The organism is bacterium (genome assembly GCA_035307765.1).
Taxonomy (GTDB): domain Bacteria; phylum Sysuimicrobiota; class Sysuimicrobiia; order Sysuimicrobiales; family Segetimicrobiaceae; genus Segetimicrobium.
Window position 1 is genome coordinate 13990 of the sequence record DATGHU010000012.1, and the last position, 18983, is coordinate 32972.

The 18983-nt window shown below is 70.3% G+C and carries 19 protein-coding genes; 8 read left to right on the plus strand and 11 right to left on the minus strand.

The features are described from left to right. The first annotated feature begins 118 nt into the window (after positions 1-118). The 4 genes from VKV57_04270 to VKV57_04285 are packed head-to-tail and all read left to right on the plus strand — an operon-like array spanning position 119 to position 4153. On the plus strand, positions 119-1072 hold the full coding sequence (locus tag VKV57_04270; GenBank protein ID HLW59124.1) for a YegS/Rv2252/BmrU family lipid kinase: 954 nt from the start codon (positions 119-121) through the stop codon (positions 1070-1072). Between the two features lie 5 nt (positions 1073-1077). Then, positions 1078-2250, plus strand: a complete 1173-nt coding sequence (locus VKV57_04275) for a glycosyltransferase (protein ID HLW59125.1) — start codon at positions 1078-1080, stop codon at positions 2248-2250. Further along, the gene (locus VKV57_04280) at positions 2247-3404 is read left to right on the plus strand and encodes an MFS transporter (GenBank protein HLW59126.1); all 1158 of its coding nucleotides are present in this window, start codon (positions 2247-2249) and stop codon (positions 3402-3404) included. Before VKV57_04275 ends, VKV57_04280 begins: the two co-directional genes overlap by 4 nt. Positions 3405-3412: 8 nt before the next feature. Continuing rightward, positions 3413-4153 (plus strand): polysaccharide deacetylase family protein, encoded by a 741-nt coding sequence (locus VKV57_04285; GenBank protein ID HLW59127.1) that lies wholly within the window; start codon positions 3413-3415, stop codon positions 4151-4153. Here the strand turns inward: VKV57_04285 and VKV57_04290 are convergent, their stop codons facing one another. The 4 genes from VKV57_04290 to VKV57_04305 all read right to left on the minus strand — a co-directional run bounded on the left by VKV57_04290 (position 4154) and on the right by VKV57_04305 (position 8382). Continuing rightward, positions 4154-4645: a VOC family protein gene (locus VKV57_04290; protein HLW59128.1), complete on the minus strand. Its 492-nt coding sequence runs from the start codon at positions 4643-4645 to the stop codon at positions 4154-4156. It lies immediately after the preceding gene. 122 nt (positions 4646-4767) lie between these two features. Then, positions 4768-6357: a GGDEF domain-containing protein gene (locus VKV57_04295; protein ID HLW59129.1), complete on the minus strand. Its 1590-nt coding sequence runs from the start codon at positions 6355-6357 to the stop codon at positions 4768-4770. 338 nt (positions 6358-6695) lie between these two features. Beyond that, positions 6696-7088: an SRPBCC family protein gene (locus VKV57_04300; GenBank protein HLW59130.1), complete on the minus strand. Its 393-nt coding sequence runs from the start codon at positions 7086-7088 to the stop codon at positions 6696-6698. A gap of 406 nt (positions 7089-7494) precedes the next feature. Then, entirely contained in the window at positions 7495-8382 is an 888-nt protein-coding gene (locus tag VKV57_04305) for a helix-turn-helix transcriptional regulator (GenBank protein HLW59131.1), read from the minus strand. Between the two features lie 234 nt (positions 8383-8616). Between VKV57_04305 and VKV57_04310 the strand changes: the two genes are divergently transcribed. Beyond that, a complete protein-coding gene (locus VKV57_04310; GenBank protein ID HLW59132.1) occupies positions 8617-9627 on the plus strand; it encodes a hydroxyacid dehydrogenase in 1011 nt (336 codons plus the stop codon). Between the two features lie 122 nt (positions 9628-9749). Here VKV57_04310 and VKV57_04315 read toward each other — a convergent pair whose 3' ends face one another. Genes VKV57_04315 through VKV57_04335 form a run of 5 tightly spaced genes read right to left on the minus strand, consistent with a single transcriptional unit; the run spans position 9750 to position 13891 of the window. After that, a complete protein-coding gene (locus VKV57_04315) occupies positions 9750-10301 on the minus strand; it encodes a hypothetical protein (protein HLW59133.1) in 552 nt (183 codons plus the stop codon). After that, positions 10298-11140, minus strand: a complete 843-nt coding sequence (locus VKV57_04320; GenBank protein ID HLW59134.1) for an ABC transporter permease — start codon at positions 11138-11140, stop codon at positions 10298-10300. Before VKV57_04320 ends, VKV57_04315 begins: the two co-directional genes overlap by 4 nt. After that, positions 11137-12072: an ABC transporter permease gene (locus tag VKV57_04325; protein ID HLW59135.1), complete on the minus strand. Its 936-nt coding sequence runs from the start codon at positions 12070-12072 to the stop codon at positions 11137-11139. The genes VKV57_04320 and VKV57_04325 overlap by 4 nt, the downstream gene beginning before the upstream one ends. 8 nt (positions 12073-12080) lie before the next feature. Further along, entirely contained in the window at positions 12081-13589 is a 1509-nt protein-coding gene (locus VKV57_04330) for an ABC transporter substrate-binding protein (GenBank protein ID HLW59136.1), read from the minus strand. Further along, positions 13586-13891 carry an MTH1187 family thiamine-binding protein gene (locus tag VKV57_04335; protein HLW59137.1) on the minus strand — a complete coding sequence of 102 codons (306 nt, stop codon included), beginning with the start codon at positions 13889-13891 and terminating at the stop codon, positions 13586-13588. Before VKV57_04335 ends, VKV57_04330 begins: the two co-directional genes overlap by 4 nt. Before the next feature lie 206 nt (positions 13892-14097). Between VKV57_04335 and pyk the strand changes: the two genes are divergently transcribed. Together pyk and trxB are read left to right on the plus strand one after the other, a co-directional pair. After that, on the plus strand, positions 14098-15561 hold the full coding sequence (pyk, locus tag VKV57_04340; protein HLW59138.1) for a pyruvate kinase: 1464 nt from the start codon (positions 14098-14100) through the stop codon (positions 15559-15561). Between the two features lie 71 nt (positions 15562-15632). Further along, positions 15633-16553 (plus strand): thioredoxin-disulfide reductase, encoded by a 921-nt coding sequence (gene trxB / locus VKV57_04345; protein ID HLW59139.1) that lies wholly within the window; start codon positions 15633-15635, stop codon positions 16551-16553. On the opposite strand, the gene VKV57_04350 is transcribed toward trxB, so the two are convergent. Further along, entirely contained in the window at positions 16550-17068 is a 519-nt protein-coding gene (locus VKV57_04350) for an NUDIX domain-containing protein (protein ID HLW59140.1), read from the minus strand. The genes trxB and VKV57_04350 overlap by 4 nt on opposite strands. 93 nt (positions 17069-17161) lie before the next feature. Between VKV57_04350 and VKV57_04355 the strand changes: the two genes are divergently transcribed. Beyond that, on the plus strand, positions 17162-17458 hold the full coding sequence (locus VKV57_04355) for a hypothetical protein (GenBank protein HLW59141.1): 297 nt from the start codon (positions 17162-17164) through the stop codon (positions 17456-17458). On the opposite strand, the gene VKV57_04360 is transcribed toward VKV57_04355, so the two are convergent. Further along, positions 17455-18558: an aminopeptidase gene (locus VKV57_04360; GenBank protein ID HLW59142.1), complete on the minus strand. Its 1104-nt coding sequence runs from the start codon at positions 18556-18558 to the stop codon at positions 17455-17457. The genes VKV57_04355 and VKV57_04360 overlap by 4 nt on opposite strands. Positions 18559-18983 lie beyond the last annotated feature (425 nt).

Below are 18983 nucleotides of genomic sequence, written 5' to 3' on the forward strand. Positions count from 1 at the left end.
GATTTTCGGCGAAAATTGACACGCCCAAACATTCACGCCATAATAAGACGTCAGATACGGCACGATATCAGTCCACGCCGCCCACGTACTAGGGCGCGGACCGTTGAGGAGTGATGGTATGCCGGCCACACTGATTGTGGCGAACCTTCGCTCCGGCGGCGGGCGTGCGCGTGATGCCCTCCCCCTCGTCACCAACGCGCTCCGGCGTCACGGCCGGGAGTACGAGCTGATCGTCACCCCGTCCGGGGAGGCGACCGCCCCCCTGCTCGCCGAGTTCCTCGGCGCCGGGCGGCCGGAGTTCGATCAAGTGGCCGTGGTAGGGGGCGACGGCACGCTCAACGGCGCCGTCAACGGCATCCTGACGAGCGGGCTGAGCCTTCCGGTCGGCATCATCCCCTGCGGCACCGGGAACGAAACGATCCGCGCGCTGGGGATCCCGAAGGATCCAGAGAGGGCAGTCGAGGTCCTCCTCCGCGGGCAGGTCTGCCCCATCGACGTCGGCCGGGTAAACAACCGCTACTTCCTCAACATCTTCGGCCTCGGCTACGACGTCCAGGTCGTCAAGATGGTCAACATGCTCCGGTCGCGGTACCGGCTCGCCCGCAACCGCTCGATCTACTATCTGGCCGCGCTCCTCCTGCTCTCTTCCGGGTTCGATCCGTTCGAGGTGCGCGTGCAGGTCGGGGAACGGGTGTTCAACGGCCGCGCGGTCTTGGTGGCCGCGGCCAACGGCCGGATGTACGGCGAGAAGCTGCTGGCACTGCCCGCCCCCAGCCTCTCCGACGGGTTGCTGGACCTCTACCTGCTCCAGGAGCTGCGCTCCAAGTCGTTCCGCAAGACCACCCGCCTCCTCCGGCACCTGCCGGTCCCCGAGCTGAGCGTGCAGCGGGCCCCCTCGGTCCGCATCCAGCTCGACCAGCGCCGCGAGGCGCAGGTCGACGGCAGCCTCCTCGGCCCGTCCCTGACCTACGACCTCTCGCTGCTGCCGCGCGCCATCGGGGTGATCCACCCTGCTCCGCCGGCTCTGGCCGGCCAGCCGCGCCGGCCCGAACTGGGCGCGGAGCGCCGGTAGGCGGAATGCTGCTCACGATTCTCTCCTGCAACTACGGCGGCGGGCACCGCCGGGTGGGCGAAGCGATCGCGGCGGAGTGGGAGGCCCGAACCGGGGGACGCGCGGACCTCGTCGATTACTTCGCCCGGTTCGTACACCCCGTGTTCGACGCGGTGACGAAGTTTTCGTACATCCAGAGCGTGCGGCGGGCGCCGGGGATGTACGGGATGTTCTACAAGGCGACCGGGGAGATCCGGCCCGACTCGCTGGTTCAGCGGGCGATCAACCGGATGGGGATGGAGCGCCTGGACCGGTACCTGAAGGCGGAGGAACCCGACGCCGTCTGCTGCGTCCACTGCACCCCCGCCGGCACGATGTCCGACCTCAAGATTGCCGACCGCACGCAGATCCCCTGTCTCACCGTCATCACCGACTACGTCACCCACAGCCAGTGGATCCATCCGCGCGTCGATGAATACTCGGTGCCGGCGGCGGAAGTGCGCGACGGACTCGTGTCCCGCGGCGTCCCCGCCGAGCGGATCGCGGTCACGGGGCTGCCGATCGAGCGGAAGTTTCTCCGGACGCTGGACCGCGAGGCGCTGGCGAGACAGTTCGGGCTTGCACCCGGCCGGCCGGTCGTGCTGGTAATGGCGGGGGCGTACGCGATGCTCGGCGGGGTCGGCGACGTCGCCCGCGTGCTGGCTCGCTTCCCGCGTCCGCTCACCGCCCTGATCGTCTGCGGGCACGACCGCCGGCTACAGGACCAGGTGCGCGCCCGCATGGCCGGCTCGCCCCACCCCTTCCAGGTCTTCGGCTACATCAATAACGTCGAGGAGCTGATGGCGGCGAGCGACCTGCTGATCACGAAGGCGGGCGGGGTAACGGTGAGCGAGGCGCTGGTGCTGGGACTACCGATGCTCATCTACCGGCCGATCCCCGGTCAGGAAGAAGGGAACACCCGGTACCTGCTGGAGCACGGCGCCGCGCTGGCGCCCAAGACCCCCACGATGCTCCACGAGATGCTGGAAGGGCTGTTCGCCGATCCCGCGCGCCTCGCGGCGATGAAGCGGGCGGCGTCTGGGCTGGCCCGGCCCGCCGCCACGCCGCAGGTGGTCGCGCGCCTGATCGCGCTCGCGGCCGGGACCGCCGGCAGCCCCACCCCACAAAGGACGCTCGCCACCTCCGCCTCCCGGACTTGAAATCCCCGAACGACACTGCGCTCCTCGCCACAACCGTGGGCCTGGTGGAATTCGTCCACGGCGCGCTGCTGTTCGTCCTCCTGCCGACCCTTGTGGCGCAGCGGCTGGGCTGGCCGATGGGCACGACGGGCGCGGCGGTCTCCGCCTACTTCTTCACCGAAGTGGCCGCGAAGCTTCTTTCCGGATGGCTGGTGGACCGCGTGGGCCCGCGGCAGATGCTGCTGTGGGGGTTTTGGATCTACGCGGCCGCGTTCACCGGGCTGGTGGTGTCCACGGCCACCTGGCAGGTGTTCCTCGCCCTGGCGGCGATGGGCGCGGGCGCCTCTCCACTCTGGCCCGCCGCGCTGACCCGGCTGACGCGGAGCGCGGGGGCCGAAGTCGGCGGCGCGCTCGGCCATGTGTTCTCGATGTGGTTCTTCGGCGCCGGACTCGGCATCGGTGTCGCCACCCTCCTCAGCCGGACCAACCATCCCGTGTCGCTGATCGTGTTCGTGTTCCCGCTGCTCGCCGCCGGGGTCCTCGGGCTCTTGGTCCGCGGCGACCCGGCGGGGACCGGGGCCGGCACCGGCCCGTCCGTCGGCCACCTGCTGCGCATGGTGGGCCGGTCGCTCGTGCAGCTGGCGACGAGCCTCATCCCACAGATCCTCGCGGCCGGGGTGCTCATCCCGATCGTCGTCCCCTACCTGGAAGTCGTCCGCGGTCTCAACGAACGGGAGCTGCTCGTACTGATGGTGCTCGGGATGGGCGCCGGCCTCCTCCTGCTCGCCCCCGCGGGGCGGATGGGAGACCGGCTGGGCCGGCGCAGGACCTACGGGCTCGGCCTGGGTGCCGTCGCGCTGCTGCTGATCGCGGTGCCGTTCTGCCACTCGCTGTGGCTGCTCGCGCTGGACTTCATCGGGATGGGAGTCGGGTACGCGTTCGTCCTGCCGGCGTGGAACAGCATCCTCCTCCGGCTCCTCCCCGAGGACGTCCGAGGCGCCGGCCTTGGGATCTTGATGACCGTCGAAGGCATGGGCGGGGTGATCGGCCCGCTGGTCGGCGGGCTCCTCTGGCAGTGGGCGAACCCCGCCTCGCCGTTCTACCTCAGCGGCGGCCTGCTGCTCCTCGCCTCGGGCGCCGCCACCCAATGGCGCACGGAGGCCGTGGAAGGCTAGTGGGACGGATGCCGACCGGCCTGCGTACCGGCCTCACCGCCGTGGCGGGCGCGCTGGGAGGCGCCGCGGCCTACACGCTCGGCACCCAGATGGTGGCGGGGGCGATCCGGGTCGGCGTGATCAAGCGCGGTCCGGCCCGTCCGATGGTGGCGCTGACGTTTGACGACGGCCCGGACCCGGAGCACACCCCGCGGCTCCTGGAGGCGCTGGCCCGGGCCGGGATCCGGGCGGCGTTCTTCATGGTGGGCCGCCAGGCCGAAGCCCTTCCCGGGGTGGCGCGGGCGGTGGCGGATGCGGGACACGACCTCGGCAACCACACCTACGGACACCGGCACCTTTGGACCCTCCCGCCGCGGGCGGCGGCGGAGGAGGTCGAGCGCGGAGCGGCGGCGATCGCCGAGGTGACCGGGATTTTTCCCCGGTACTTCCGGCCGCCCTGGGGAATGTTTAACTGGGCCGCCTACATCCGCGCGGGCCAGCTCGGCGAGATGCGCATCCTCTGGTCGGTCCGTCCCGAGGGGTGGCTGAGCCCGGTGAACGCGGGCGAGATGGCCGCGCGGGTGATCCGCTGGGCGCACCCCGGCGCCATCATCGACCTGCACGACCGCGGCGGCCACCCGACGACGCCGCGGGCCACCTGGACCGCGCTCCCGGGGATGATCGCCGGGCTGCGCGCCCGCGGCTACGCCGTCGTGCCGCTGAGCAGCCTCCTCCGCCCGGCGGCGGAAGACAACGCCCGGTGCGGCTGATCAGCGGGGCGGGTACTCGGCCTCCGGCGGGACCCTTTCCCTCGGAATCTCGATGAGCTCGAGGATCACCCCGAAGAGGGCCTCGGTGTCGAGGTAGGCGAAGCCGCCGTCCCCGAGCCGGCCGTATCCCCGCCCGCTCTGCAGCACGGCGAATCCCCGCCGCTGCGCGTCGGCGACGGCCTCATCGAGAGCCGGAACGAATACGCCGAGGTGGTGGAGTCCCTCCCCCTTGCGGTCCAGGTGATCGGCGTAGATGTTCGGCGGCGACAGCGGCTGAATCAGTTCGATCGTCTGCGCGCCCGCCTGCGCCAGCGCGAGCCGCATCCGATAGTCCTGGCGCCGCCCGTGATAGGTCATCTCGCGCACCAGCGGCGGGCCGTAAGTATACACCTTCCAGGGGCCGACCCCGAGCGTCTCCCAGTACCGCCGCATCACGGCGTCGAGGTCGCGAACGACGAGCGCGATCTGATCGACCCGCGACAGTGGAAACATGCGGTCCCCCCGCGTCATGACGTGCTCTGGCGATGTGCCGACTGAAGCGTACTCCAGCGGCGGCGGAAAGGGAACCGGGAGAAACGGTGGGGAGGAACGCGCGGGCAGGCGGCCCCGGCGTCTCAGACCCTTCGTCCCACCTTCGCCGTGCCCCGCAGCTGCGGGGGGCGGAGGCGATTGATGTCGTACCGGTGCTTCTTCATCTCGTAGAGCCGCCGGTCGGCGGTCCGCAAGAGCTGCTCGGGGGTGGCCCCGTCCTCGGGCCAGGCGGCGATGCCCCACGAGAGTGTGAGCTGAAGCTCGCCGCCGCCCGCGGCGGAGATCGACGTCTTCATGGTGCCCATCCGGGTGAGGATCCGCGCCACGTCGGGAGCGGCGGTCTCGGGAAACAGCAGCACAAACTCGTCCCCGCCGAAACGGGCCACCAGGTCGGACCCGCGCATGCCGGCGACGAGCACCTGCGCCACCCGCACCAGCGCCGCGTCCCCGACGATGTGCCCGTGGCCGTCGTTGATGGCCTTGAACCCGTTGAGGTCCACGAGCGCGACGCTGAGCGACCGCCCCAGACGGTGGCCGCGCGCCATCTCGGCCGTGATGCGGTCGAAAAAGCTCCGCCGGTTGGCGAGGCCCGTCAGCGAATCGGTGGCCGCCAGCTCCCGGACCTTCTCGTGCAGCCGGGCCGCCTCCAGGGCGGACACCCCCTGAATGGCCAGCCGGTGCAGGCGGCGGCGGACCGGATCGGGGAGGGCGATGGGCGGCCGGGCCACCCCGCAGATCCACATCCGCACGCGATCGCCGTGGACCAGGGGCACGCACGCCATGGCTTCATCCGGCTGGCCGTCCTGCGCCGGGCAGGACCGCAGGATGACCTCGCCGCCCCCCGTGCCGGTAAACGCCTCCGGCAACGGAAGGTGGGCCGGGCTCAGCCCTCCGTTCTCCCAGTCGAACCCCTCCGCCGCGATCAGCGTGTGGGGCTTTCCCTCTTCGCGTCGATCCCCGCACAGGAACGCCGCCCCCTTGTGGAGCCCGGTGATCTCGAGGAAGGCCTGCAGGAGGATCCCGGCCAGACCCTCTACGCGAAGCTCGCCGGAGACCCTGGAGGCAAGGTCGCTCTCAAACTCCAGCTCGTGCACGCGCTCCTGGGCGGCCCGGTACTCCTGGACCAAGATCCCCAGCAGCAGGGCCAGGAAGAAGCCGCTGGCGATGAAGGCGCCGAGCCGGAATCCCGTCGTCTCCAGGGCCTCGGGGCCGGCGCCGCGCATCCACAGGAGGATGATCATCGCGGCCATCGCCACGGAGGCCGCGAGCGCCTGCCGCAGGTTCATCCGGATGGCCGCCTCGAGAATCGTGAGGTAGTAGAGGTAGAGGAACGGGCTGGATACCCCGCGTGAGATGTACACGACGAGCGTCACGACGAGCAGGTCGAGGGCAATGACCAGATCGGTCCGCCGGAGCAGGGAGAGCCAGCGCGAGCCGAGTGCCAGGACGATCACGTAGGCCCCCAGGACCACGATGATGATGTTGACGGCCGGCTGGGGGATGGCGATGATCCCGAACCACAGCGCCGGGATCAGCGTCAGCAGCAGCACGACCCGGGCGAGGCTGATCCACTCCTCGGTTCGGGCAACGCCGGGCCCGCCTGCCCACCAGGAACGGCGGCGCAGGCCCCTCGTCGGGCCCGGCGTTGTGTGTGCGATCGTTGCCTCTGCCATGAAGTCGCTCCTGGGACGACGCGTCCGGAGGCGCTCCGCGCTTCCTCGAGACCACACGTCGTCCCACTCTAGGTGAATGCCCCTGTCCGCAGCGGATCGGTCTCGTCCATTCTGACGGCTTCCACGTATCGTTCGAGTTGCCGACCCGGAGGCCCGAGACAGGCTGGGCGGAAGATCGACGGAGGTTCCCCCGAACGCGGAGCGGCCCCCCAGGCGGCGAGTGGTCCGCTGAGGGCGCGACGCCTTTTCGCGGGTTTTCGTGTGGGGCACGGCACGCCGGGGGGACCGGATGGCCTAGGGGCAGCACCTCTTCGATCGGGCGGGCGACGTTGTGTGTCTTACGATTTCTCCAGCATCGCCTTCATCGGCCGCCAGTAGTGGGTGATCCAGCCCGACTTCTTGTCCCGGTAGTCTCGATCCGGCACTCCCACCTGAACGAAGGTGAGGCGGGTCCCGCCCCGCACCGGCCTGAGGTCGAACGTGACCGTGGAGTAGTGGAACTTCGGCCAATTGTTGGACCGCCAGAATTGCACGATTCGCCGGCCCGGCACGAGCTCGAGGTTGACCCCGCTGAGGTAGGAGCCGTAGGCGGTAAAGCTCCCGCCCGGCTTGCGGCTGATGCGGGCCGGCGCCCCGGTAAACTTCGCGTGCCGGCGCGAGTCCACCAGCGCCTCGTAGACGGCGCGCGGGCTGGCCTTGAACGTCACGGACTGTCGGATGGTCTTGGGCATTGCTCCCTCCCCTGCGTTAGGCTGTCCGGCGCGGACCGGTCGGTTCCCTTTAAGAATCCTTCAAGCGAAACATCAATGATCCCCACTTCGAGTTGCAGGAGGCGAGGAGCGGCGCGCGCGCGCACCACCTCGCAGTCGGTATTCAACCATATGGTTGAATTATAAGAATGCCGGGGCGGGATGTCAAGCGACGTGCGGGAGGCACCGCAGGTCAGGAAGCGGGCGGCAGCAGCAGCACCAACGGGATGAGCGCGAGGCGGAGGACCGCGCGCACCAAGTTCGTGACCGCAAAAGCCTCGATGAACGGGGCCGGGGTCCGTTCGCCCAACGCGGTGACGTGGCCGCCCGCATGGGCAAAGAAGAGCAGCCCAAGCGGGAGGAGGGCATGCCGATTATTGCGCGGCGGTTACGAGTTCTTGCGGGACCGCCGGTACCGCATCGGGGACACGCCGGCGTGCGCGCCGAACGTGGTGATGAAGTGGCTCAGGTTCCGGAATCCCACCTCGTAGCAGATCTCCGTCACCGGGAGCGTCGAAGTCTCGAGGAGCCGCATCGCCTCCGCGATCCGCAGGCGGGTCAGATACCGGTAGGGAGAGACCCCGACGTGGGCCTTGAACATCCGGCTGAAGTAGTAGGGGCTCAATCCCGCCGCGCGGGCGAGCGAGGCGAGATCGATCTCGCCCGCAAGGTGCGCGGCGGCGTACGCTCGGGCCGCCTCGATACCGTCCCGATGGCGCCGGGTCGAGGGCAGCGCGTGCCGCGGCTCCGCCGGCGCTTCTTCCCGGCCGGAGGCCCTCAGCAGCTCCACGAGCACCGCCGCCGCTAGCAGATCGATCTTCAGGAGATAGCTCGGGCGCTTGCGCTGCGCTTCGGAGAAGAGCGCCTGCCGGAGACCGGCGAGTGCGGGGGTCTGCGGCACCACGGTGCGCGGGAACAGCGGACGTTCCTTTGTTCCCCACCGCGGTGCGGCGCCGTAGCGGGAAAACAGATCCTCGAGCGCGGCCGTGTTCAGGCGCAGGACAAGATGCCGGTCGGTCGGGATCGCTTCCAGGTGGCGGCAGCGATAGTGCTGCCCCGCGCACCCCAGCACGACGGCATCCGGGCCCACCGCCACGTCGGTATCCAGAGATCGATACTGCCACGCCCCCTCAAGCGTGAAGATCACCGTGGGCTCGTGGAAAATCTCGTCGTCCGGATCGCGGTGCGGACGGTTGTGGTGGCGAAAGGACAGCAGAGTCGCCAAGGATCCTCGGGCCAGCGTCTTCCGCGCCCCGACGTCGGCCTCGACCGTCACAAGCCGTCCTCCATGGGGGGGACTATAGCAGGGGAATTATAACTTGTCAAACATGATTTACAGGTTATACAGGTCGCCCGGCGAACGCGCGTCGAAAATCGGATCGCGCGGATCCGGGATCATTGGCCGAGAAGATCCCGATGCCCCCGTTCGGGCCCGCGAGAGAAGGTCCAAGACGGCCGCTGCGGGCCGCGCCGCGCTGCGCTGATGCCACATCTCATGGAGACGTCGTCCATGCCACGGAAGCGCCCCACGGTCGTCCTGATCGAGGCGATGTATCACCGAGCCGGCGAAGATCTGCTGCGGGAGCAGGCCGACGTCCGGGTGCTGACCGGCGCGACCCCCGAGATGATCCGCGAGGCGCTCGGCACGGCGGCGGCCGCGTGGGTCCGCTATCCGACCCGCCTCCACGGAGAGGCCATCCGGAACGGAGCGGCGCTCCTCGTGATCAGCACCTCGGGGCGCGGGACCGACGCCATCGACATCGCCGCGGCGACCGAGCGAGGCGTTGCCGTGGTCAACAACCCGGGGTTGGGGGCCGCCCCGGTGTCCGAACACGCGGTCGCGTTGATGCTGGACCTCGCGAAGCAGATCACCCGCTCCGATGCCCGGGCCAGGCAGCCCGACGCGTGGGCCGACCGGAATCGGTCGCCGCGAATCGAGCTGGAGGGACGCACGCTCGGGCTGATCGGCCTGGGCAGCATCGGCTCGGAGGTGGCCCGGAAGTGCATCGCCGCGTTCCGGATGCAGGTGCTCGCGTACGACCCGTACGTCCCGGCCGCCAACGCGGAAGCGATGGGGGTCAGGTGGGTCGAGGAGCTGGCGGACGTCCTGCGCCAGTCCGACGTCGTTTCCGTGCACGCCGAGCTGAACGACGAGACCCGCGGCATGCTCGGCGAGCCCGAGCTGCGGTTGATGCGGCGGGAGGCGTTTCTCGTGAACACGGCCCGGGGGCCGATCGTCCAGCAAGGGGCGCTGATCCGGGCGCTTCGCGAGGGCTGGATCCAGGGAGCGGCGATCGACGTGTTCGACCCGGAGCCGCCGCCCTCGGGCAGCCCGCTGTTCGACCTGGACAATCTCATCCTCACCCCGCACGTGGCGGGGCTGACGGCCGAGGCGGTTCGCGCCCTCGCCGTCTCGGCCGCGACCCAGATCCTGCAGGTCCTCCGGGGAGAGCGGCCGCCGCACCTGCTCAATCCCGAGGTGTGGGAGCGGGTGGCCCGGCGGCTGGGCAGGGACGGCTGAAGGGCGGATGATGGATCGCTCGGGGCAAGGGTGCCGCCCTTGAACCCGGCGGCGCGCATCACCCGCGCCGCGATCCGCTTCGACGCGGGCCCCTCCGGCGCGGTCTGACGCCCGGGAGCGCCTCAGCCGTCGCCGCGCCCTGCCCTCCCCCCGCCGTACCGTTCCAGCAGCGTCGCGCGGGTCATCCAGATCTGCCGGATCTCCCTGCGGTTGCCCTGCGCGAGGCGCCGCCGGCCGGCGGGGTGGTAGCGGGCGAGCAGGAAGCGCTCCCACGCCGCCAGCCACCATCGGCCGAACGCGGAAATCGGCCAGTGTTCGAATCCCACCAGCCTGGCTTCGTCCCAGAACAGGCTGGGGCCGCCCACCATCTCGATCTCCCGGTACTCGGGGCGCGCGCGGAGCTCGCCGGCCAGCACCGGAAGGGCGCGAAAGACTTCCCGGCGGTACCGCAGGGCCCCCTTTCCCCCCTCGTGCAGGGAGGCGGCGAGCCGGTTGTCGACGTGGACCTCCCCCACGAGCGCGCCGCGCCGGACGACCGTGCCGTCCTTGAAGATCAGCGTTCGTCCGCGGTACCGGATCAGTCCGAGGCGGATGATGTACCCGCCGCCTCCGATCGGCCGGATGTGATACCGCCGATCGAACCATTCCTCGAGCCGGTCGGACAGACGGGTCACAGCGCCGGCTCCCGTCCCGCCACGCGCCGGAGTTGGGGATCCAGCGCGTCGCGGAGGCCGTCCCCCAGCAGGTTGACCCCCAGCACCATGATCCCGAGGGCGATCCCGGGGAACACCGCCATCCACGGCGCGATCCCGAGCGCGCGCGTCGCCTCCAACAGCATGCGGCCCCACGACGGCACCGGGGGTTGGGTGCCGACGCCGAGAAAGCTGAGCGACGCCTCGCTCAGCACCGCCCCGCTGAACGTCGTCGTCGCTTGGATCGCCAAAAGCGGGGCGACCTGGGGCATGACGTGCCGCCAGAGGATGCGCCCCTCGGTCGCGCCGAGGCCGCGCGCGGCCTCCACGAACTCGCGGCCGGCGACGACGAGCACCTGCGCCCGGGTCTGCCGCCAGAACACCGGCACGAGGACGATCCCGATCGCGATCATCGCCTGCACGTAGCCGGTGCCGAGCACCGCCACGATCGCCAGCGCCAGCAGGATCGCCGGGAACGCCATCAGCCCGTTCATCAGCTGGGCCAGGATCGCCGCCGGCCACCCCGCCCACCGCAAGCCCACCAGCGCCAGCGAGACCCCCGCGGCGAGGCCGATCCCCACGGCGACGGCCCCTACCTCGAACGCCACGGCGCCGCCGCCGAGCACCCGGGCGAGGAGATCGCGGCCGAGATCGTCGGTGCCGAAGACGTGGGCCCCGGTCGGCGGCTGAAGCCGCTCCTCGATCGCGATCCGGGTCGTCGCGTTTCCCCCCCACATCGCCTCGTACAGGACGCCGGCGAGGACGAATGCTACCAGCGCGAAGCCGACGATGAAATGGGGCGAGGCGCGCCGAGGGGTCATCCCGCCCCCACCCGCGGATCGACGGCGCCGTAGAGCAGGTCCACCAGCGTGTTGAGGACACAGACCAGCACCGCGAGCACGACCACCGCTCCCTGGACCACGGGGAGGTCGCGGGCGAAGATCCCCTGCAGCACCAGCCGGCCCATCCCGGGGAGCCCAAAGACCTGTTCCACGACGACCGCGCCGCCGAGGAGAAACCCGAACTGCAATCCGGCGATCGTCAGCACCGGGATGAGCGCGTTCCGCAGGACGTGGCGGAGCAGCACCGATCGCTCGCCGAGCCCCTTCCCCCGCGCCGTCCGGACGTAGTCGCGGCCCAACTCCTCGAGCACCGAGCCGCGGATGAACCGCATCAGCTGCGCGGCGCGGGCCACCCCCAGCGTGACGGCGGGGAGCACCAGATGCCCCACCCACGCCCCGGCGCCGCCGCGGATCGGCGCGTAGCCCTGCAGGGGCAGCCACCTCAGCGTGACGCTGAAGCCCAGCAGCAGCAGGATCCCCACCCAGAAGTTCGGGACGGCGAGCCCGGCCTGGGTGGCGGCCGCGAGGCCGAGGTCGAGCGGCGACCGGGCGCGCACCGCGGCGAGCAGGCCGAGCGGGAGGGCGACGGCGACGGTCACCGCTATCGCCGCGGCGGCAAGCGAGAGCGTCACCGGCAGCCGCTCCGCGATCAGCGCCGCGACCGGCGCACGGAAGCGGATCGACTCGCCGAGCCGTCCGGTCGCCAGCCCGCCGACCCAGGCGGCGTACTGCTCCCAGATCGGCCGGTCCTCCCCCAGCTGGTGCCGGAGCTGACGGAGCTCCTCGGGCGGGGCCTCCAGCCCGAGCATCAGGGCGGCGGGATCGCCCGGGATCACGCGCAGCAGGACAAAGGCGATCGTGGCGGTCACGACGACGGTGGGGACGACGGTCAGGGCGCGGAGGGCGCGCATGCCGCGCGCTACTTGGCGGCGGTCCGGAGGTCGTACGTGTCGATCGCGTACATCTCCTTCACGCCGCGGACGCCGCGTCGCATCGCCAGCAGGTCCTCGGGCTCGCCGAGGTACACCATCGCCGCGTCCTGGGTCATCCGCCGGAGGGCGTCGGCGTAGGTCCGCCTCCGCAGGTCGGCCCGCAGGGTGAACCGTCCGGCGTCGATCAGGGCGGCGACCTGGGGGTTACTGTACTGCACGTAGCTGCGGGCCGGGTCGCCGTACCCGGCCAGCCGCCCGTCCGGATCGAGCTTCCCGGTGTGGCCGATGATCGTCAGATCGTAATCGTGCGGGCCGCCGAAAATCCTCGACAGCCAAAATCCGAACTCCACCACCCGGATCTTGGCCTGGATGCCCACCGACCCCAGCATCGCCTGGACGAGCTCGCCGGCCTTGATGTGCGTCGCGTAGGGCTGGGGGAGCGCGAGGTCGGTGGAGAACCCCGACGGGTATCCCGCCTCGGCCAGCAGCAGCTTGGCTTTCGCCGGGTTGTAGGGATACGGATCCCCGAGGTCCACGTAGTACGGGCTCAGGGCGTCCATGAACTCCGCCACGGGGGAGGAGCCCGGGCCGTAGGCGGTCTTGAGCACGGCCGCCCGGTCGATGGCGTACCAGAGCGCCCGGCGCACCCGGACGTCGGTGTAGGGCTTGCGGGCGTTGTTGATCGCGACGACGTTTACGGTCGAGCTCTGCCGCCTGACGATCGTGACCCTGGTGTCGCGTTCGAGCTTCGGCAGTTCCAGCGGATCGACCGCGTCCACGACGTCGTACTCGCCGGTGAGGAGCCCGGCGGTCTTCACCGGGCCCTCCGAGACGAACCGGAAGGTCACCCCGTCCAGCTCGGGTTCGCCCTTGGCGAAGTACCCGTCGAACTTTCCCAGGCGCAGGTAGCTGTCTCGCGACCACTCCATGATCCGGAACGGCCCGGTGCCGACCGGCCGGCTGCCGAGGTCGTCTCCAGAGGCGATCGCGTCTTTGGGGAGGATCGCGCCCCACCCCTGCCCCAGGGCCGCCAGGAACGGGGCGAAGGCCTGGGTGAGCACGAACCGGACGGTGAGCGGATCGACCGCCTCGACCCGCTCGATGGCCGCGTAGTCGCCCCGCTTCGGCGACGCCGTCTTGGGATCGAGGATCCGGGTGAAGGTCGCCACCACATCCTGGGCGTCGAGCGCCTTTCCGCTGTGGAAGTGGACGCCCGGCCTGAGTGCGAAGGTCCACTGTTGGCCGTCCGGCGACATCGCCCACGACCGGGCGAGATCGGGCACCAGGACCCCATGGTCGTCCGGCTCGACCAGCGTGTCGTAGAGGCTCTTCATCATCTGGAATGCGAGGGTCGCCGCCGTGCGCTGGGGATCGAGGGTATCGGGCCCCCCGGAAATCGCGAAGTTGAGGGTGCCGCCCCGGCTCTCGGCCGGGTGGGGGGCGAGCGCCGCCAGGCAGACCGCGGCCAGCAGGACGAGGGCACGGCGGCCGGTCATGGCTGGGGTATTCGATCCACGACCGAACGCACCTTCCCTTCTATAGAAGAGGGCGCGTCCCGGCGATCGTCGATCTTGATGACGGTGGAGAGCCGCAGCGCTCCGCGGGCGAAGCAGGCCCGGTGGATCGCCGGCACGAGCGCCAGCAGTTCCTCGAGCCCGCCCTCCACCTCGGTGTGCATCGCCCGGAGCTGGTAGCGCAGGCCGCTCCGCTTGATCACCCCGAGCGCGTCGGCGACGTACGCCCCCACGCTCGGGGATCCCGTCCCAATCGGGGTCACGCTGATCGCCAGAATCGCCACCGCTCTCCCCTCCCCCCGAATCGGCGCACCCCTCCGCCCGGACGATCTGCTACGATGGGCTTCGGCGGCGGGCACGCCCCCCCGAGTCTAGCACACAGCCCGCCGGCGCCCGGCGTGTGACGGGAATGCCTGAGGGGGAATACAGGAGGTCGCGCATGCCGCAGGATCTCGCATCCGCGTCGCGGACCGGAGAGGGAGGCTGACCGATGCCCAGCGATGTGCCGGCCGCCCTCTCCCCCGGGCTGCTCGCCAGGCGGACGAAGATCGTGGCGACGATCGGCCCCGCCAGCAAAGACGCCAGGGTCCTCCGGCGGCTCCTCGCCGCGGGGATGGACGTGGCGCGGCTGAATTTCTCGCACGGCACGCGCGAGGAGCACGGGCGCACGATCCGGCTCCTCAGGAAGATCGCCGCCGAGGCCGGCCTCCCCCTGGCGATCCTCCAAGATCTCCAAGGCCCCAAGATCCGGGTGGGGCGGCTCGCCGCGCCGGTGCGGCTCGTGGAGGGTGCCGAAGTCGTCCTCACGACCCGCCGTGTCGTGGGGAGGGGGAGCCAGATTCCCGTCCCGTTCCCCGGGCTGGTGCGGATCGTCAGGCCCGGCGGGCACATCCTGCTGCGGGACGGCACCCTGGAACTTCAGGTGCTGGCCAGACGCGGACGCGACGTCCGCTGCCGGGTGGTGCGGGGCGGCGTGCTCAAGGAGCGCCAGGGGATCAACCTCCCCGGTGCCCGGCTGCGGGGGCCGTCGCTCACGCCCAAGGACGCGATCGACCTCCGGTTCGGGCTGCGCCACGGGGTCGACTACGTCGCGCTGAGCTTCGTCCGCAGCGCCGCCGACCTCAGGCACGCGCGGCGGGCGCTGCGCCGGTTGGGGCGGACGGTGCCGATCGTCGCCAAACTCGAGAAAGCGGAGGCGGTCCGCAACCTCGACGAGATCGTCGCGGAGGCGGACGCGGTGATGGTGGCGCGGGGCGACCTCGGCGTGGAGCTGCCTCCGGAGGAAGTCCCGCTCATCCAGAAGCGGATCATCACCCGGGCGAACGAGCGGGGGATCCCCGTGATCACCGCGACCCAGATGCTCGAGTCCATGGTCCGCCAGGCGCGGCCGACCCGGGCCGAGACCTCGGATGTCGCGAACGCCATCCTGGACGGCAGCGACGCGGTGATGCTCTCCGAGGAGACGGCGGCCGGCCGGTTCCCGGTCGAAGCGGTGCAGGCGATGGCCCGCATCGCCCGGGCGGTGGAATCCGGGACCGAATTCTCGTCGGGAAGCCGCCGCCCCGCGCGGCCGAGCTTCCTGCACGCGATCGCCACCGCCGCCCGGGCGCTGGCGGCGGACCTCGCCATGGACATGGTGGTCGCGCTCACCACGACCGGCCGCACCGCGCGCCTGCTCTCGCAGATGCGGCCGCCGGTGCCGGTGCTCGCCTGCACGGAGGACGAGCGCGTCGCGCGCCTGCTGAGCCTCTACTGGGGCGTGCGCCCGCTGCTGACCCGGTTTCAGCCGACGTTGCGGGCGATGGTGCGGGTGCTCGACCGGGAGCTCATCCGCCGCGGCGTCGCCAGTGCCGGGGATGCTCTGGTCGTGGTCGGGTCGGTCCCGATCGTCGCCCGAGGGCGGACGAACTTCATCCAGCTCCACCGCGTCGGCCGGAGCGGCACGGAGGCCTGAGCGGGCGGCCGCGGGAAGAATATCGGGCGGGCGGGCGTTCCATTGGAAAGATCCCACGGGAGGGCGGCGTGATGGCAGACACCCGGAAGGTGATCATCATCGGCTCGGGGTCGGCGGGGCTGACCGCCGCGATCTACGCGGCGCGGGCACAGCTCCGGCCGATCGTCATCGCCGGAAGCCAGCGCGGCGGCCAGCTGACGCTCACTACCGACGTGGAGAACTTCCCCGGCTTCCCGGAGGGGATCCAAGGCCCCGAACTGATGGAGATCATGCGCAAGCAGGCGGAGCGGTTCGAGGTCGACTTCATCGACGCCGACGCCACCACCGTGAACTTCCGGAAACGGCCGTTCGAGGTCACATCAGCCGGGGAGACGCTGGCCGCCGAGTCGGTGATCATCGCCACCGGGGCCGGCACCAACTGGCTCGGCGTGCCGAACGAGCATCGCCTGATCGGCCACGGGGTGTCCTCGTGCGCGCCATGCGACGCCTTCTTCTTCCGAAACAAAGAGGTCGCGGTCATCGGGGGCGGCGATTCGGCGATGGAGGAGGCGCTGGTCCTCACCAAGTTCGCCACCAAGGTGACGATCATCCACCGCCGGGATCAGTTTCGGGCCAGCAAGATCATGGCCGAGCGCGCGCTCCGGCACGGGAAGATCGAGGTGATCTGGAACACCACGGTCGCCGATGTCCTGGGGGACGGGTCGGTCCAGGGCCTGCGGCTCCAAGATGTCAAGACGGGGAAGCAGCGGGACTTTCGGGTGGACGGGGTGTTCGTCGCGATCGGGCACCACCCGAACACGGAGCTGTTCAAGGGGCAGGTCGAGCTCGACGACCAGGAGTACGTCGTCCTCAAGAAGCACACGATGACCAGCGTGGAGGGGGTGTTCGCCGCCGGGGACGTGCACGACCACCGCTACCGCCAGGCCGTGACCGCGGCGGCGTGGGGGTGCATGGCGGCGATGGACGTAGAACGGCACCTGGAGGGGCACTAGCCGCGGCCCAGCTCCCGACGCAGCTGCCGCAGGGCGACGCGGCCGTTTGTGAAGGCGAGCCGTCGGGGCAGCCTGCCGAGGGGGAACCAGGCGCAGGCCGCGGCGTCGTCGCCCGCGCGCACCGCGGACGCATCGCCCTTCAGCCGCCCCAAATAGTGGATGTTGAGCGAAGGCAGCCGGCCCACGCCGTAGACGTCGGGGTAGATGCCGATCACCCGCTCCAGGGTCACGTCGACCCCGAGCTCCTCGCGCGCCTCGCGCCGGGCGGCCTGCTCGGCGGTCTCCCCCGCTTCGATGAATCCCCCCGGAGTGTCCCAGGCGCCGCGCGCCGGCGCGACCGCCCTCCGGACCAGCAGCACCCGGCCTCGACGCACGATCAGGATCGAGGCGGTGGGGGCGGGGTTGTTCCAGTCGATCCACCCGCAGCGCGGGCACTCGCCGATCCGGCGGGTCCACCCCGCCTTGCGGGCGCGGCGGAGGCGGGCGCCGCAGCGGATGCAAAAACGTCTCGGCATTGGACAGCGCTCCTTGTGTGGGGAGTCCGGCCGGCGGAATCGGAAGAGGACCGCCGCCGGGCGTCCATAGTATATCCCCAGGGGGGGTGGCGCGTGAGCGAGCAGTTGTGGGAGCTCTACCAAACGGTGTGCCAGGACGAGATGCGGCCGCTCGGCGAATTCATCGACCGGGTGCTGGCCCGGGAGTGGGGCGCGTTCCCCCGCGAGGAGATCCTCGACCTGCTGCGCGAGATCGAGGGGCAGATGCTCTCCAACATCCAGATCAAGACGATGGAGGGGTCGCGGTTTGCCGAGATGGCCGACGAGGTCAGCGAGGAGACCCAGAAACAGTTCGAGGCGCTGATCGGCCGGGTGGAGCAGGCCTTTGCCGGCGAGGGCGGCCCGCCTTAGACGAGGAACCGACCGTTGCGGTAGATCACCTCGCCGTCCCCGAAGACCTCCGCCCCGTTCCTGAGCTCGAGGATCATGTCCCAGTGGAGCCCCGAGACGTTCCGCCCGCCGGTCTCGGGATACGCCGCCCCCAGGGCCATGTGCAGCGTCCCGCCGATCTTCTCGTCGAATAGGATATTGCGGGTGAACTGCTGGATGTCGTAATTCAGCCCGAACGCGAACTCCCCGAGCGTCCGGGCCCCCCCGTCGAGGTCGAGCATCGCCCGGAGGAAGTCCTGGCCTTTCGCCGCCGTCGCCTCGGTCACCCGCCCCCCGTCGAACACGAGCCGGACGTCGGTCACCTCCCTGCCGCCGTAGATCGCGGGGAACGAGAACCGCACCGACCCTCGGGTCGCATCCTCCACCGGACCGGTGAAGACCTCCCCGTCCGGGAAGTTGTGCTCCCCGGAGGCGCTGATCCACGTCCGGGCTGCGGCGGAGATCGTGAGATCGGTGTCGGGGCCGACCACCCGCAACGTTTTGATCGAGTTGAGCCGGGAGACGAAAGCGGCCTGCTGGTGCGCCACGGCCTCCCAGGCCGCGACCGGATCCTCGCGGTCCAGGTGGCCGGCGGTATAGACGAAGTCTTCGTACTCGCCGAGGGCCATCTCCGCTTCCTGAGCGTCGGCCTGGGTGGGAGCCTGTGTGAGGCACCACCGGAGCTCCCCCCGGCTCGTCCGCTCCATGAAGGTCTTCATGAGCTCGCGGGTTGCCTCCCGGCGCGCCGCGATCCGCTCCGGCGGGACGCGGGTGAGGGCCCGGGTGTTGAACGAGCCCAGGTACCTGAGGTCGGCGTCGAACCGCTGGGCCTCTATCCGGTCGAGGTCCGAGATGAACCGGAGCTGCTCGTCGCTGGCGGTCTTGAAGTACAGTTCCTCGAGCCCTTCCAGCCCGACGCGGACCGATGGGTAGGCGCCGGCGGCCAGCGCCTCGCGGTAGGCCGCGGCGATGTGCGGGGCGGCGAGTGACGTCCCGCTGATCCTGACGAGTTGGCCCCGCTTGAGCTTGAGCGAGTAGTGGACGAGCACGCGTGCGAGCTTTTCAATTCTGGGATCGACCATGCCCTGTCAGTTCAGCCAGGGCCGAGGGACCTCCTGCGGCCCTGGCGCCGAGGCCATCCCCTCCCGGGTAACGCAGCGGAGGGGCACTGCCCATCCGAGCAGTGCCCCCCCGTTTCGAGCGGAATCAATTTCGAGGTTAGCGCTTTTTGCTCTTCTTGGCTGCCTTCTTCTTCGCCACGGAAGGGGCCCTCCTTTCGATTTAGGTATCGCAGGGGGCCTGTTCTTGCCCCTCGGATCCTCATATACGACACTCTTTACTTTTCTCCTCCTGGGAATTGGAGGAAATTTCAAGAATCGTGAGAGAATCCGAGGGGCCGTGGGGTGAGCCCAGGATTCCCCCAGAATTTCGATGTCTCGGCCTCCCTCCCTTAGTTGCAAGCGTGCGTAAACCCGGTACTCAGAACACCCGTCCCCCTTCGATCGAT

Coding starts and splice junctions, on each gene's coding strand:
- VKV57_04310 (HLW59132.1), top strand. CDS start 8,617: ATGCCACGGAAGCGCCCCACGGTCGTCCTGATCGAGGCGATGTATCAC.
- VKV57_04360 (HLW59142.1), bottom strand. CDS start 18,558: ATGGTCGATCCCAGAATTGAAAAGCTCGCACGCGTGCTCGTCCACTAC.
- VKV57_04270 (HLW59124.1), top strand. CDS start 119: ATGCCGGCCACACTGATTGTGGCGAACCTTCGCTCCGGCGGCGGGCGT.
- pyk (HLW59138.1), top strand. CDS start 14,098: ATGCCCAGCGATGTGCCGGCCGCCCTCTCCCCCGGGCTGCTCGCCAGG.
- VKV57_04325 (HLW59135.1), bottom strand. CDS start 12,072: ATGCGCGCCCTCCGCGCCCTGACCGTCGTCCCCACCGTCGTCGTGACC.
- VKV57_04330 (HLW59136.1), bottom strand. CDS start 13,589: ATGACCGGCCGCCGTGCCCTCGTCCTGCTGGCCGCGGTCTGCCTGGCG.
- VKV57_04285 (HLW59127.1), top strand. CDS start 3,413: ATGCCGACCGGCCTGCGTACCGGCCTCACCGCCGTGGCGGGCGCGCTG.
- VKV57_04275 (HLW59125.1), top strand. CDS start 1,078: ATGCTGCTCACGATTCTCTCCTGCAACTACGGCGGCGGGCACCGCCGG.
- trxB (HLW59139.1), top strand. CDS start 15,633: ATGGCAGACACCCGGAAGGTGATCATCATCGGCTCGGGGTCGGCGGGG.
- VKV57_04350 (HLW59140.1), bottom strand. CDS start 17,068: ATGCCGAGACGTTTTTGCATCCGCTGCGGCGCCCGCCTCCGCCGCGCC.
- VKV57_04290 (HLW59128.1), bottom strand. CDS start 4,645: ATGTTTCCACTGTCGCGGGTCGATCAGATCGCGCTCGTCGTTCGCGAC.
- VKV57_04295 (HLW59129.1), bottom strand. CDS start 6,357: ATGGCAGAGGCAACGATCGCACACACAACGCCGGGCCCGACGAGGGGC.
- VKV57_04300 (HLW59130.1), bottom strand. CDS start 7,088: ATGCCCAAGACCATCCGACAGTCCGTGACGTTCAAGGCCAGCCCGCGC.
- VKV57_04320 (HLW59134.1), bottom strand. CDS start 11,140: ATGACCCCTCGGCGCGCCTCGCCCCATTTCATCGTCGGCTTCGCGCTG.